Raw genomic sequence first — 14,741 nt, 5'->3', positions numbered from 1 at the left:
GCACCAAAGCCGTTCGACCTGACGCCACGCGCCTTGCCTTTCGTGCCGCCGATGGCCCAGCCGCCCGCCTTTCTGCAGCAGCCGAAGCCGATGGCGGCTCCGGTTATGGCGAAGCCGGCGATGGCACCAAAGCCGTTCGACCTGACGCCACGCGCCTTGCCTTTCGTGCCGCCGATGGCCCAGCCGCCCGCCTTCTTGCAGCAGCCGAGGCCGATGGCGGCTCCGGTTATGGCGAAGCCGGCGATGGCACCAAAACCGTTCGATCTGTCGCCGCGGGCTCTGCCCTTCGTGCCGCCGGTCGCGCAGCTTCCGGCATTTCTTGCGCCCAAGGTCGTGGCGCGGGCGCCGATCCAACCCGTGAAACCTGCGCCGGTCGCGCCGAAAGCGGCCACGCCGGGCGGACTCCCGTTTGTGCCGCCGGTGGCGCAAATGCCCGCTTTTCTGCAGCAGCCGGCACCGGCTGCCGTGCAGACGGCACCCCAGGGGGCGTTCAACCTTGCACCCCGCAAGCCGGCCTTCGTGCCGCCGACAGCAGGCAATTGATCCGGTCGGCAAGGCAATCGGGGACACAAACAAAAACGGCGGCCCGGGAGGTCGCCGTTTTCATTGTCCAGTTTTGACGACGTCAGTAGACGCGGGCGATGCAGAAATCGACGACGTCGAGCAGTGCCTGCTTCTGCGGGGCTTCCGGCAGCGGGGCAAGCGCATCGCGGGCAATCGCGCCGTAGTGGCGGGCCCGTTCGATGGTGTCGGTGATGGCGTCGCGCTTGGCGATCAGTTCCATGGCGTGTTCGAGATCGCCGTCCTGGATGTCGCCCTTCTCGAGACAGCGGCTCCAGAAGGCGCGGTCCTCGTCGGTTCCGCGGCGATAGGACAGCACCACCGGCAAGGTGATTTTGCCTTCGCGGAAATCGTCGCCGACCTTCTTGCCGAGTGTTTGCGAGCTGCCGCCATAGTCGAGCGCGTCGTCGACAAGCTGGAAGACGAGGCCGAGATTGGTGCCGTAGGAGCGCAAGGCCGATTGTTCGGTGCGGCTGCGATCGGCAATGACGGCGCCGACCTCGCAGGCGGCGGTGAACAGCACGGCGGTCTTGGCGCGGATGACGGCGAGGTATTCGTCCTCGGTGGTTTCCATGTTCTTGGCGGCGGCGAGCTGCATGACCTCGCCTTCGGCGATGACGGCGGCGGCGTCGGAGAGAATGCGCAGGCATTCCAGCGAGCCGACCTCGACCATCATCTTGAAGGCCTGACCGAGCAGGAAGTCGCCGACCAGCACGGTCGCCTGGTTGCCCCACAGCTTGCGGGCGGCGAGCTTGCCGCGGCGCATGTCGCTTTCATCAACGACATCGTCGTGCAGCAGCGTCGCGGTGTGCATGAATTCGACGCTTGCCGCGAGCTTGATGTGGTGCGCGCCCTCATAGCCGAACATCTGCGCGGCGGCGATGGTCAGCATCGGACGCAGCCGCTTGCCACCGGAATTGATCAGGTGCTTCGCGATCTCCGGGATCATTTCGACATCGGAGCCGGCCTTCGACAGGATCAGCTGATTGACCCGGTCCATGTCGTCGGCGACCAGCCGGATCAGGTCTTCGATGCCCGCTTCAGGTTTCTTCTTTTCTTCGAGGGAAACGACGACGCCCACCCTTATCACTCCATCACCAAATGGTAAGACGGAAGATAGGGACATGGGAACGGAAGGCGAGTCAACATTCGATGTCGCTTCAAACTAGGTCTTGTGTGCGACGAAAAAGCCGGAAAAGCTTCCGGCAGAACGGGTGCAGGGCGATGAACGCCGGCCGGAACATGGAAAATCCGCATGGAAGAATTGCTGAAGACCAATGACCCGGTGCTGATCTCTCACGTTACGGCGCTGCTCGAAGGCGCCGGGCTGCGTCACATCCTTCTCGACCAGCATATGAGCATTCTGGAGGGTTCGCTCGGGATCCTGCCGAAGCGCATTCTGGTCGATACGGACGACATGGATGCGGCCCGCGAGCTGCTCGTCGACAGCGGTCTCGAAGCCGAACTCACCTCGTCTAAGGAGCAGGACGGCGCATGAGCCTTGCGGCGGGCGATATCAGCCGGGACCGGTTTCTCGGCGGTAAGGTGGCAGCGCTCCAGCAGGCGAAGGGGCGCCATCGGGCGGGAACCGATGCGGTGCTGCTGGCGGCTGCGGTTCCGCGCGCGGCGTCGGGTGTTCTCGTCGACCTCGGCGCCGGCGTCGGGGTTGCCGGGCTGTGTGCCGCGCGGCTTTGCCCGGATGCCGAAGTGGTGCTGGTGGACAAGGACCCGGTTGCCGCCGACCTTGCCCGTCAAAGTCGGCTGCTGGAGGAAAACGCGGACATCGCGGCGCGGGTCCGCGTGATCGAGAGCGATCTTCTCGCCCCCCAGAAACAGCGCGTTGATGCGGGGCTTCTCCCCGGCATGGCGGCGCAGGTGATCATGAATCCGCCCTTCTACGAACCGGGATCGGTGTGCGCCTCGCCGGATGAAGCGCGCGCGGCAGCGCATGTGCTGAGCGACGAAGGGCTCGAGGGCTGGATGCGCGTCGCCGCTTCGCTGCTTGCCGGCGATGGCCGGGTGACGGTGAGCTGGCCGGCGGCCCGGCTTGCCGCGCTGCTTTCGGCAATCGAGGGCCGTTTCGGGGCGGCGACGGTCTATCCGCTGTTCCCGAAGGTCGATGCGGCGGCGCTCCGCGTCATCGTTTGTGCGGTGAAAGGAAGCCGCGCGCCGCTGCGCCTGTTGCCGGGCATGGTGCTGCACGAGGCCGATGGCGGTTTCACCACGGAAGCGGATCGGGCGATGCGGGAGGGCGCTCTCGACGGATTTCCGGACGCCTGATGTTCATCGTCCGGACGGCTGTTCTTCATCCCAATGACGAAACTTTGAACGGTCCGCGCAAGCCATTGTTTGTAGCTTTCCTCTAGGTGATTCGCTGTGAACCCATGATTCGTGCGAACCGGATGGAGACCGATGGCAACGCAAACCGATATCCTGTTCCGCCCTGGCAACGTCTACCTCAATGCCCTTGTGTGGGGCGGCAAATGGAGCCAGGCGTCGGGAGCCGTCAAATACGCGTTTGGCGCTGACAGCACGTCCTACGACAGCGCGCTGCTGGGGCAGAGTGTTTACAACTACTCCTGGACGTCGAGCGAGCAAGCGGCGATTAAGCGTGCGCTTGCCGATATCGCCAAGGTGGCGAACATCGATTTCGTGCAGGTCCCCTCGGGCTCTTCGTCGAACCTGCAATATCTGAATGCCGACAATGCCGATCTCGGTTACGGGACGCTCGGGATTTCCGATGTGCCGGGGTCGGATTCATCGGCGGCGCGCCTGCAGACAATCTTCAATTGGCAGGACTCGAGCTGGAGCCATCTCGGCAAGGGCGGCTACGGATACGCCACCATCGTGCACGAAATCCTCCATTCGCTGGGGCTCGCGCATCCTCATGATCATGGCGGCGGCTCGGGCAAGATACCCGGTGTGGCCGGCTCGGGCAGCGGCGGTACGAACGGCCTGAACCAGCAGATTTTCACCATCATGAGCTACAATGACGGTGACTACACGCCCGGTTACGCGGCGACGGAAGCCTACGGGTATGCGGCTGGCGCAATGGCGTTCGATATCGCCGCGCTGCAGTATCTCTACGGGGCGAACACATCGACCGCGAAGGGCAACACAACCTACACGTTGCCGACGGCGAACGAGGCCGGCACTTTCTGGGAATGCATCTGGGACACCGGCGGCAGGGATACGATCCGGGCCGGCGCAACCAATCTGGACGCGATGATAGATCTGCGGCCGGCGACGCTGAAGGAAGGCGATCCCCATGCGGGCGGGTTTGTCTCGCAGGTGGGAACGATCTTTGGCGGTTTCACGATCGCCAAGGGCGTGAAGATCGAGAATGCGGTCGGCGGCAATGGTCACGATACGCTGAATGGCAATGGCGCCGCCAACGAGCTCACGGGGCGCGGCGGCAGCGACAAGCTCTTCGGGCGCGGCAGGGGCGACGATCTCGATGGCGGTTCCGGCCGCGATCTGCTGAACGGTGGCGTCGGCAACGACTCGCTTGATGGCGGTGTCGGCAACGACACGCTCAATGGTGGCAAGGGACGCGACACGGCCGTTTTCGACGGAGGTCAGGACAACTCCATCGACCTGCGCAGCACGGTTCGCCAGGACACCGGCGAAGGGCGCGACAAGCTGCTCAGCATCGAAAACGTCAACGCCGGTGACGGCGCGGACAGTGTGATCGGCAATGGCGCGGTCAACCGGCTGTCCGGGCAGGCCGGCCGCGATGATCTGAGGGGGCTCGGCGGTAACGATCAGCTCTTCGGCGGTGGTGCGAATGATACGCTGTTTGGCGGTGACGGCCGGGATACACTGGTCGGCGGCGCCGGCAATGACCTCATGAACGGTGGCGATGGGCGTGACGTGTTCAAGATCGATGACGGATCGGACAACGACCGGATCGCTGGTTTCACGGTTGGCCTCGACGACGTCGATCTGCGTGCGCACAGCAGCATTTCCGCCTATCGCGATATCGGCAAATCGCACGACGGTAACGGCAATGCGGTCGCCGATCTCGGCGGCGGGGGTTCGATCACCTTCGTCGGGCTGCGATGGAGCGATCTGTCGGCGGACGACTTCCTGATCTGAGTGAGTGCTGTCAGCCACAAAAAAGGACCGCGCGGCGGGTGCAGCGCGGCCCTTTCTGTTGTGGTGATCCGCTGTTGGATCACATGTTCGGGTAGGCTTACATGTTCGGGTATACGGGGCCGCCGCCGCCTTCCGGGGTGACCCAGGTGATGTTGCCGTTCGGATCCTTGATATCGCAGGTCTTGCAGTGGACGCAGTTCTGCGCGTTGATCACGAAGCGCGGCGTCTCGTTGCCCTCGCTGACCCATTCGTAGACACCGGCGGGACAGTAGCGTGTCGAGGGGCCGGCGAATTCGCCGAGCTCGCTTTTCAGCTGCAGCGCTTCGTCGCCGAGCTTCAGGTGCACCGGCTGTTCTTCCTCGTGGTTGGTGTTCGACAGGAACACCGAGGACAGACGGTCGAAGGTCAGGACGCCATCGGGTTTCGGATAGTCGATCGGCTTGCACTGCGAGGCCGGCTTGAGGCTTTGGGCGTCGGTCTTGCCGTGTTTCATCGTGCCGAAGAACGAGAAGCCGAACAGCGAGTTGGTCCACATATCCATGCCGGCGAGCGCGATGCCGCCGACGAGGCCGAGCTTCGACCACAGCGGCTTGGCGTTGCGGACCGGCTTGAGGTCCTTGCCGATCTCGGAAGCGCGCCAGCCGTCTTCGTAGCCGGTCAGCTCGTCCTGAGCGCGGCCAGCGGCGAGCGCCGCGGCGACCTCTTCGGCTGCCTGCATGCCCGACAGCATGGCGTTGTGCGAGCCCTTGATGCGCGGCACGTTGAGGAAGCCGGCCGAGCAGCCGAGCAGGGCGCCGCCCGGGAAGGTCAGCTTCGGCACCGACTGCCAGCCGCCCTCGGTGATGGCGCGCGCGCCATAGGCGATGCGGCGGCCGCCCTCGAACACGTCCGAGATCGCCGGATGCGTCTTGAAGCGCTGGAACTCCTCGAACGGCGAGAGGTAGGGGTTCTCGTAGTTCAGGTGGACGACGAAGCCGACGACGACCTGATTGTCTTCCAGATGGTAGAGGAAGGAGCCGCCGCCGGTCTTGCTATCGAGCGGCCAGCCGAAGGAGTGCTGCACCAGACCTTCCTGATGCTTGGCCGGATCGATCTCCCACAGTTCCTTGATGCCGATGCCGAACTTGGCCGGCTCGCGGTCCTTGTCGAGGCCGTAGCGGGCGATGAGCTGCTTGGAGAGATGACCGCGGGCGCCTTCGGCGAACAGCACGTATTTGCCGTACAGCGCCATGCCGCGGGTGAAGCTGTCCTTCATCTCGCCATCGCGGCCGACGCCCATGTCGCCGGTGGCGACGCCGTTGACGCGGCCTTCGTCGTCAAAGAGAACCTCGGCGGCGGCAAAGCCCGGATAGATCTCAACGCCTAGCGCTTCGGCTTTTTCGCCGAGCCAGCGACAGACATTACCGAGCGAGACGATGTAGCAGCCGTGATTGTTCATCAGCGGCGGCATCAGGAAGTTCGGCAAACGGCCGACACCTGCGGGGCCGAGATAGAGGAACTTGTCCTGGCGGACCGGAACCTTGATCGGGCTGTCGTCGTCGCGCCAGTCCGGCAGCAGCTTGTCGATGGCGATCGGATCGACGACGGCGCCCGACAGGATGTGGGCGCCGACCTCGGCGCCCTTTTCCAGCACTACGACGGAGAGGTCCTCGTTGAGCTGTTTCAGCCGGATCGCCGCGGCAAGGCCGGCGGGGCCGGCGCCGACGATGACGACATCGAACTCCATCGCGTCGCGTTCTGGCAGCTCGCTGGTATCGGTCATGGGTGCGCTCCCGGAATTGTTTTCATCTCTTGTCGATCTCGCCAGACGGATCATTTTGCCGTCTTTGGCCGAAAACTGTCGCTTCCTGTTTATTGCACCGCACGCTGATCGGCAATCGGCGAGGTGTCGTGCGACCGTGTGATCCTTCGTCTAACGGTTAGCTCTTGCCGAAGGGCGGTGAAAGGGTAGAGTCGCCAGCCATGACCGACAACGACATGCCGAGCGATTTCGACGCCGATCCGGGCGACGCGCGCGCGCTTCTGGAGTTCTATCTGGAAGCGGGGATCGACTGCGCGCTGTCGGAGGAGCCGGTTGACCGGTTCGTTGAAAGCCGTAATCCACGCCCGGCGATGATGCCGGCGATGCCTGCCGAATCCCGTTCGCCGACGGCCATTCCCGTGCAGGACGCGCAGCCGGTTCGTGGCGCGCAACAGGCGCCGCAAACGAGCCGGGGCCAGCCGCCGGTGGCGCGGGCACCCCAGGCAGGCGCCGTTTCGGGTCCTGCGGCGGCTTCGGGCGGGCCGAAGGACGCGGCGGTGATGGCCGCGCGCGAGGCGGCGCGCCAGGCGCATGATCTCGACAGCCTGCGTCAGACGCTTGAGACCTTCGAGGGCTGCAGCCTGCGCTTCACCGCGAAGAATCTGGTGTTTGCCGATGGCAGCGCGAATGCGCGCGTGATGATGGTGGGCGAAGCGCCGGGGCGTGACGAGGACATTCAGGGCGTGCCCTTCGTCGGCCGCTCGGGGCGGCTGCTCGATCGCATGCTCGAAGCGATCGGGCTTGCCCGCGAAGACGTCTACATCGCCAATGTCGTGCCGTGGCGGCCGCCGGGAAACCGCATGCCGAGCCCGACGGAGACCGAGATCTGCCGGCCGTTCATCGAACGCCAGATCGAACTGGTCGACCCGGATATTCTGGTTCTGCTCGGTGGCGCGTCGGCCAAGCAGCTGCTCGGCACCAGCCAGGGCATCCTGAAGCTGTGCGGCAAGTGGCACGGTTTTTCGACGGGCAAGCGGGAGATCCGCGCGATCGCGACGCTGCATCCGGCTTATCTCCTTCGCCAGCCGCTGGAGAAGCGTTTGGCGTGGCGCGATTTCCTGTCGATCAAGGCCGCGCTTGAGGAAGGCCGCTGAGGGCTGCATCATCATCCACAGCTTTTCCACAGCATGCGGCCACTGACGGACGTCGCGTCCGGGTCGCCTCAACGCGCGCACGGGGGTGCTTGGGTGCACGCAATGCACCGCACGAGTTGACGTTGCCGGGGCGCGTCGGCACTGTGGCGAAAACATCGCCGCCCCGTGCGACAATCCGTTCCCACGCGAAGGAACGCGGCGGCCACCAGGGAGACTGCCACCATGCCGGGCGAAACCGATTGGCTTGCCGGGTTCAAGCCGCATCCGCTGCACCACTATCTCGACAAGACGGTCGCCGAGTACGGCGCCAAGAAGGCCGTCGACTTCTTCGGGCTGACATGGAGCTGGAGCGAAGTCGGCGCGATGGTCGACAAGGTGGCGGCGCGCCTGCAGGCGATGGGCGTTGCCAAGGGCGTGCAGGTCGGCCTTTGTTTGCCGAATACGCCCTACTACCCGGTGTTCTACTTCGCGGTGCTGAAGATCGGCGGCACGGTGGTCAACTACAATCCTCTCTACGTGGAGCGGGAGCTGTCGTTCCAGGTCGAGGACTCGCGCACCTCGATCATGGTCACGCTTGATCTGAAAGCGATCTACGACAAGGTCGAGGCGGTGCGGGCGAAGGGCCTGTTGAGCCACATCATCGTGTGCCCGATGGCCGATATCCTGCCGCAGCCGAAGCGGCTGCTGTTCCGCCTGTTCAAGCGCAAGGAAATGGCGGCGGTGCGCTATGACGGCGCCCATATCGCCTTTGCCGATATGCTCGCGTCGAGCGGCTCGTTGCGCCCGGTCGATATCGATCCGCAAAACGATATCGCCGTGCTGCAATATACCGGCGGCACGACCGGTACGCCGAAGGGCGCGATGCTCACGCACGCCAATCTGTGCGCCAACACCGAGCAGGTGCGGGCGGCGTTCCCCGGCGCGAAACGCGGCGAGGAGCGGCTGCTGGCGTTGCTGCCCTTCTTCCACGTCTTCGCGATGACCGTGGTGCAGAACTATTCGGTCGCGATTGGCGCGCAGATGGTGCTGATGCCGCGGCTCGACATGGGGCTGCTGTTCAAGACCATCACCCGCACCAAGCCGACGTTGTTCCCCGGCGTGCCGACGATCTACACGGCGATTCTTAACGCACCGCAGGCCAAGACGACCGATCTCGGTTCGATCCGGTTCTGCCTGTCAGGCGGCGCGCCGCTTCCGGTCGAGGTCAAGGAACAGTTCGAGAGCCTGACCGGCTGCAAGCTGGTCGAGGGCTACGGACTGACCGAATCCTCGCCGGTGGTCAGCGTCAATCCGCCCGAGGGTGTGGTTAAGGCCGGCTCTATCGGCATGCCGGTGGTCGGTACCGAGGTGCAGATTCGCGATCTGGAGGACAAGCGCAAGGTTCTCGAGCAGGGTGGGCGCGGCGAGGTCGCCGTTCGCGGCCCTCAGGTCATGAAGGGTTATTGGGAACGTCCCGGCGAGAGCGGCGCGACGCTGGTCGATGGCTGGCTGATGACCGGCGATGTCGGCTATATCGACGAGGACGGCTACATCTTCCTCGTCGACCGGATCAAGGACCTCATCCTGTGTTCGGGCTATAACGTCTATCCGCGCGTTGTCGAGGAAGCGCTTTATCAGCATCCGGATGTGGTCGAGACCATCGTCATTGCGGTCACCGACAAATATCGCGGCCAGGCACCGAAAGCCTTCGTGAAACGCGCTGCCGGATCGCAAATCACCGCTGACGAGTTGATGGCCTTCCTGCGCGATCAGATTTCCAAGATCGAAATGCCGCGCGAGATCGAATTCCGCGATGAGTTGCCGAAGACCATGGTCGGCAAGCTGTCGAAGAAGGAATTGATCGAGGAAGAGGCCGAAAAGGCATCGAAGGCCGAGGGCTGAAACGCCAGCGGTCTCTCCGCCGTGCGACAGCGGGTTCGTGACACAAGGCGCGTTATTGTGGCACTTCGCCGATAACGAGGGTGAAAGCCGCGCCGCTCGGGGGTATGATTGCGGCGTCTCTCATCTCACCGCCGGACTTTCCCAATGCCCCGCACCGTTTCCTCCGTCCTGGTCGACCTGGCCACCGAGTGGCGCGCCCTTGGCGACACCTCGATCGCCGCCCTGTTTGCCGCCGATCCCGACCGCTTCCGCCGGTTCTCCCGCATCAGCGGCGAGATTCTGCTCGACTTCTCCAAGACCAAGCTGACCGAGAAGGTCTTCCACCTGCTGTTGCAGCTGGCCGAGGCCGGCGGGCTTGAGAAGAAGCGCGCGGCGATGTTCTCCGGCGAGAAGATCAATTCGACCGAGGGGCGTGCGGTGCTGCATGTCGCGCTGCGCAACCGTTCGGGCCGGCCGGTGATGGTCGACGGCGTTGACGTCATGCCGGACGTGATCGAAGTTCTCGATCGGGTCGTCGCCTTTGCCGACGCGGTGCGGTCCGGCGAGGTTGCCGCCTCGAACGGTGAACGCTTCACCGATGTGGTCAATATCGGCATCGGCGGGTCCGATCTCGGCCCAGCGATGGCGGCGACCGCGCTTTCGCCCTATTTCGGCGGCGGGCCGCGGGTGCATTTCGTCTCCAATGTCGACGGTGCACACATCGCCGATACGCTGGCCGGGCTCGATCCGAAAACGACGCTGATTCTCGTCGCCTCAAAGACCTTCACGACGCTAGAGACGATGACCAATGCGCGCACGGCGCGGGCGTGGATCGCGGATGCCGTTGGCGAAGAGGCGCTGCCGGCGCATTTCGCGGCGATCTCGACTAATATCCCGGCTGCGACCGGCTTCGGCGTGCCGGAAGACCGCATCTTCGGGTTCTGGGACTGGGTCGGCGGGCGCTATTCGGTGTGGTCGGCGGTCGGCCTGTCGCTGGCGATTGCAATCGGCGGCGAGAGCTTCCTCGCCTTTCTCGATGGCGCGCATGCGATGGACGAGCATTTTCGCACCGCGCCGCTCGGCGATAATCTGCCGGTGCTGCTCGGTCTGATGGGGCTGTGGCATCGCAATGTCTGCGGCTTCGCAACCGCCGCCGTGGTGCCGTACGACCAGCGGCTCGACAAGTTCGTCTCCCATCTGCAGCAGGTCGACATGGAGTCGAACGGCAAGCGGGTGACGCTCGACGGTAAGCCGGTGGCGATGGCGACCGGGCCGGTCGTGTGGGGTGCGCCCGGCACCAACGCGCAGCACGCCTTCTTCCAGCTCTTGCATCAGGGCCATGACATCGTGCCGGTCGAGTTTCTGCTCGCCGCCGTGCCCCATGAGGATCTCACCGGCCATCACGCCAATCTGGTCGCCAACTGCCTTGCCCAGAGCGAGGCGCTGATGATGGGCCGCGACGAGACGACGGTGCGCGAAAAGCTCGCCGCGTCCGGCATGGCGGAGGCCGAGATCAACCGGCTCGCCGCGCACAAGACCTTCCCCGGCGACCGGCCGACGGCGACGCTGCTCTACCGCAAGCTCGATCCGTACACGCTCGGTGCGCTGCTGGCGCTCTACGAGCACCGCATCTTCGTGCAGGGCGCGATCTGGGACATCAACTCGTTCGACCAGTGGGGTGTGGAACTCGGCAAGGAACTGGCCGCCAGCCTGTTCGATGTGGTCGAGGGACGCGCGCCGGCGGACGGTCACGACGGCTCGACGCAGGGCCTCGTCGCCTATCTGCACAAGATGCAGGGCAAAGAATAGCGTAAGCCGCTTTTAGTCCTTGCTCTTGGCCGATTCTAGGCCGCGCTTGCGGGCAACGACGTTCTCGCGGTGAAGCGTGTAGAACGAGGCGGCGATGATGATCGCAGCGCCGATCAGCGTATTGGCGCCCGGCCATTGGGCGAAGATGAAGCCGCCGAGGATCACCGCGTAGATCAGCCGCGTGTAGTCGATGGCGGCGACGGCGGTTGCTTCACCGGCGCGGTAGGCCTGGATGTTGCACATCTGGCCGGCCCAGGAGACGACGCCGAGTCCGATCAGCATGAAGAACTCGTGCAGCGTCGGCGTCTGCCAGTGCCAGATTGCCGGCACCAGCATGATGAGTCCGACCAGCAGCGCCTGGTAGGTGAGGATCGTTACCGGCCGGTCGGTGCGCGAGAGAATCCGCAGGATGATCATGACGCCGCCGGCGCCGGCGGTTCCCGCGACTGCCATCAGGCCGTAGGTGCTGATGGCGGCATCGCTGCCCGGGCGCAGCATCAACAGCACACCGACGAAGCCGATCAGGGTGGCCGCCCAGCGGCGCGGGCCGGCGACTTCCTTCAGGAAAATGATCGCGAAGACGGTGACGAAGAGGCTGCGGGCGAAGCCGATCGCGGTGGCGTCGGCAAGTGGCAGGTGGATTGCCGCGGTGAAGCCGAACAGCATTGCCATGGTCGCGAGCGTGACGCGTGCCGCGTGCAGTCCGTAGCGGCTGGTCTTCAGCACGGACGGGAAGTTGGCGGCAATCGTCGGCAGCACGACGATGATCATGATGGTTTGGCGGAACAACAGGATCTCGGTGATATGCAACCGCGCGCCGAGGATCTTGACCAGCGCGACCATGACCGTGAGGAAGAAGCCGCCGACCAGCATCCACAATCCGCCACGCACATTGCCGGGCAGCTCGGACCACCAGCCAACGAGGCGGGTGCGCCGGTCGCCGCCGAACCGTCTTGCCGGTGCGGGATCGATAGGGGTGGGATCTTCCATGGCCATCGACATTTTCTGCCCGAAAATATCGCCGTGCGATAGGGGCGCGGCCGGGATGGCAGCGATGCGTGCGCGTGGCTGGTGGACCTACGGGAAAATCGGTATGCTTTGTTCGAACTGCATCAAAACGCGGCGGGAAATCTTCTCGACGTGTTTTTTTGTTTTTGCGGATGATGGCGACGGACGATCAGGCGGGTGAGCGGGATATGAACGAGATCATGCAGCAGAAATTCGGGGTCGGCGCGCCAGTGCGGCGCAAGGAGGACCCGGCATTCCTGACCGGGCGCGGCAACTATGTCAGCGACTACGCGCCGGAGGGCACGCTGGCCGGTTTCGTTGTGCGCTCACCGTTTGCGCATGCGCGTTTCACCATCGGCGACCTCGATGACGCCCGCGCGCTGCCGGGCGTGCATCTCATCCTGACGGCCGCCGACATCGCGCATCTGAACGGTCTGCCATGCAAGGGAATGGCGAAGCAGCCGGACGGCTCGTTCCCCGATGCGCCGCGCCATCCCGTGCTCGCCGAGGACGAAGTGCGCCATATCGGCGAGGGCGTTGCCTTCATCGTCGCCGACGATCTCAACATCGCGAAGTCGGCGGCTGAGGCGATCGAGATCGACTGGGATCCCCTCGATGTGGTGGTCGAGACAGGCGATGCGCTGAAAGACGGCGTGCCGCTGGTATGGCCGGAGCGGGGCTCCAATCTCGCCTTCGAATATCAGCTCGGCGAGGAGGCCGAGGTCGACGCGGTCTTCGCCGATGCCGCCAAGGTCGCGCGCGTCGAGATCGTCAACAACCGCATCGTCACCAGCTACATGGAGACGCGCGGCTGCATCGGCGAATATGACGGCGAGCGACTGACGCTGACCGTGGGCTCGCAGGGCGTCCACTCGATGCAGAACATCATCGCCAGGGAAATCTTCGGCATCGATAAGGAAGGCTTGCGCGTGCGCACGCTCGATGTCGGTGGCGGGTTCGGCACCAAGGTCTTTGTCTTTGCCGAATATCCACTCTGTCTGGTGGCGGCCGAAAAGCTCGGCCGGCCGGTGAAGTTGGTTGCCGAGCGCTCCGAATCCTTCCTCGCCGACAGCCAGGGGCGCGACAATCTCGCAGCCGCTGAAGTGGCGATGGATGCCGATGGACGGTTCCTCGCGCTGAAGGTCGACACCATTGCGAATATGGGTGCCTATCTGCACCAGTTCGGGCCGATCATTCCGTGGTTCGGCTTGTCGATGGCGACCGGTGTCTACGACATCGAGAAGGTCTTCGTACGCATTCGCGGCGCCTTCACCAACACGCTGCCGACGGACGCCTATCGCGGCGCGGGACGGCCGGAAGCGGCCTATGTGCTCGAACGGCTGGTCGACAAGGCGGCGGCGGTCGCCGGCCTTTCGGTCGACGAGATCCGGCGGCGCAATTTCATTCAGCCCGAGCAGATGCCCTATACGACGCCGGCGGGCCGCATGTACGACACCGGCGAGTTTGCCGGCCATCTCGACCGGGCGCTTGACGTTTCCGACTGGGCAGGGTTCGAGGCGCGTGCCGCGGAAAGCCGGGCACGCGGGTTCTATCGCGGCATCGGTCTGTCGAGTTACGTCGAGGCCTGCGCTTTTGCCGGTTCGTAACCGGCCAAGCTGCAGCTTGAGGACGATGGCTCGCTGACGCTCTTGATCGGCACCATGTCGAACGGGCAGGGCCATGCGACGGCCTATGGTCAGGTGGTTGCCGAACATCTCGGCGTCGGTCTCGACAAGGTGACGCTGGTGCAGGGCGATACCGACCGGCTGGAGCGCGGCGGCGGCACTGGTGGCTCGCGCTCGATCCCGCTTGGCCTGCCGTCCATCGACATCGCCAGCAAGTCGCTGGTCGAGAAGATCAAGGATCTGGCGTCGGAGCGGCTCGAAGCCTCGCCCTCCGATCTCGAACTGGTCGACGGCGCGGTGCATGTTGTCGGCACCGATCAGTCGGTGACGCTCGCCGATATCGCCAAGGGCGCGTCCGATCCGGAAACGCTGAAGGCGATTGGCGAGTTCAAGCAGGCCGAAGCCACTTATCCGAACGGCACCCATGTCTGCGAGGTCGAAATCGACCCGGAAACCGGCACGACGGAAATTCTCGGCTACTGGATCGTTGACGACTACGGTGTCACGGTGAACCCGCTGCTGCTTGCCGGCCAGGTGCATGGCGGCGTGGTGCAGAGCATCGGTCAGGCGCTGCACGAGGCGACCATCTATGATGCCGACGGCCAGCTTCTGTCGGCGAGTTTCCTCGACTATGGCGTGCCGCGCGCCGACAATGTGCCCGGGTTCCATTTCGAGACCCGCAATGTGCCCTCGACCACCAACGTGATGGGCATCAAGGGCGCTTGCGAGGCGGGCACCATCGGCGCGACGCCGGCGGTGATGAACGCCGTTGTCGATGCGCTGAAGCGTGGTTGCGGTGTCGACCATATCGACATGCCGGCGACGCCGGCGCGCATCTGGCAGGCGATCCGCGAGGCCGGTTCGGCGGCATAAACGCGGGACAAG

The 14,741-nt window shown here is 64.6% G+C and carries 10 protein-coding genes and 1 pseudogene; 7 read left to right on the top strand and 4 right to left on the bottom strand.

Annotated features, from left to right (window positions below):
• The coding region (locus C0606_12545) for a hypothetical protein (protein PLX37310.1) at positions 1-392 on the bottom strand (392 nt) is incomplete at its 3' end.
• A 233-nt stretch (positions 393-625) separates the two neighbouring features.
• Positions 626-1,642: a polyprenyl synthetase gene (locus tag C0606_12540; protein PLX37309.1), complete on the bottom strand. Its 1,017-nt coding sequence runs from the start codon at positions 1,640-1,642 to the stop codon at positions 626-628.
• A 174-nt stretch (positions 1,643-1,816) separates the two neighbouring features.
• On the opposite strand from C0606_12540, the gene C0606_12535 reads away from it, so the two are divergent.
• From C0606_12535 to C0606_12525, 3 genes are all read left to right on the top strand, one after another.
• Positions 1,817-2,059, top strand: coding sequence for a DUF2007 domain-containing protein (locus tag C0606_12535; GenBank protein ID PLX37308.1), 243 nt, complete (start codon positions 1,817-1,819; stop codon positions 2,057-2,059).
• Entirely contained in the window at positions 2,056-2,841 is a 786-nt protein-coding gene (locus tag C0606_12530; protein ID PLX37307.1) for an SAM-dependent methyltransferase, read from the top strand. The genes C0606_12535 and C0606_12530 overlap by 4 nt, the downstream gene beginning before the upstream one ends.
• 132 nt (positions 2,842-2,973) lie before the next feature.
• Complete coding sequence (locus C0606_12525) at positions 2,974-4,659, top strand: hypothetical protein (protein PLX37306.1); 1,686 nt, start codon at positions 2,974-2,976, stop codon at positions 4,657-4,659.
• Between the two features lie 97 nt (positions 4,660-4,756).
• Here C0606_12525 and C0606_12520 read toward each other — a convergent pair whose 3' ends face one another.
• Positions 4,757-6,421, bottom strand: coding sequence for an electron transfer flavoprotein-ubiquinone oxidoreductase (locus C0606_12520; GenBank protein ID PLX37305.1), 1,665 nt, complete (start codon positions 6,419-6,421; stop codon positions 4,757-4,759).
• 215 nt (positions 6,422-6,636) lie between these two features.
• Between C0606_12520 and C0606_12515 the strand changes: the two genes are divergently transcribed.
• The 3 genes from C0606_12515 (at position 6,637) to C0606_12505 (ending at position 11,223) form a co-directional block, all read left to right on the top strand.
• Positions 6,637-7,554 carry a uracil-DNA glycosylase gene (locus C0606_12515; protein PLX37346.1) on the top strand — a complete coding sequence of 306 codons (918 nt, stop codon included), beginning with the start codon at positions 6,637-6,639 and terminating at the stop codon, positions 7,552-7,554.
• A 222-nt stretch (positions 7,555-7,776) separates the two neighbouring features.
• Positions 7,777-9,435, top strand: coding sequence for a dicarboxylate--CoA ligase PimA (locus C0606_12510; GenBank protein PLX37304.1), 1,659 nt, complete (start codon positions 7,777-7,779; stop codon positions 9,433-9,435).
• 144 nt (positions 9,436-9,579) lie between these two features.
• Positions 9,580-11,223, top strand: a complete 1,644-nt coding sequence (locus tag C0606_12505) for a glucose-6-phosphate isomerase (protein ID PLX37303.1) — start codon at positions 9,580-9,582, stop codon at positions 11,221-11,223.
• Between the two features lie 12 nt (positions 11,224-11,235).
• On the opposite strand, the gene C0606_12500 is transcribed toward C0606_12505, so the two are convergent.
• Positions 11,236-12,213: an EamA/RhaT family transporter gene (locus tag C0606_12500; GenBank protein PLX37345.1), complete on the bottom strand. Its 978-nt coding sequence runs from the start codon at positions 12,211-12,213 to the stop codon at positions 11,236-11,238.
• 206 nt (positions 12,214-12,419) lie between these two features.
• On the opposite strand from C0606_12500, the pseudogene C0606_12495 reads away from it, so the two are divergent.
• A pseudogene (locus C0606_12495) lies at positions 12,420-14,729 on the top strand (carbon monoxide dehydrogenase).
• Positions 14,730-14,741: the final 12 nt, after the last annotated feature.

The sequence above is a fragment of the Hyphomicrobiales bacterium genome, assembly GCA_002869065.1.
GTDB lineage: Bacteria > Pseudomonadota > Alphaproteobacteria > Rhizobiales > Rhodobiaceae > Rhodobium.
This window is presented reverse-complemented; position numbering and strand designations above follow the sequence as displayed.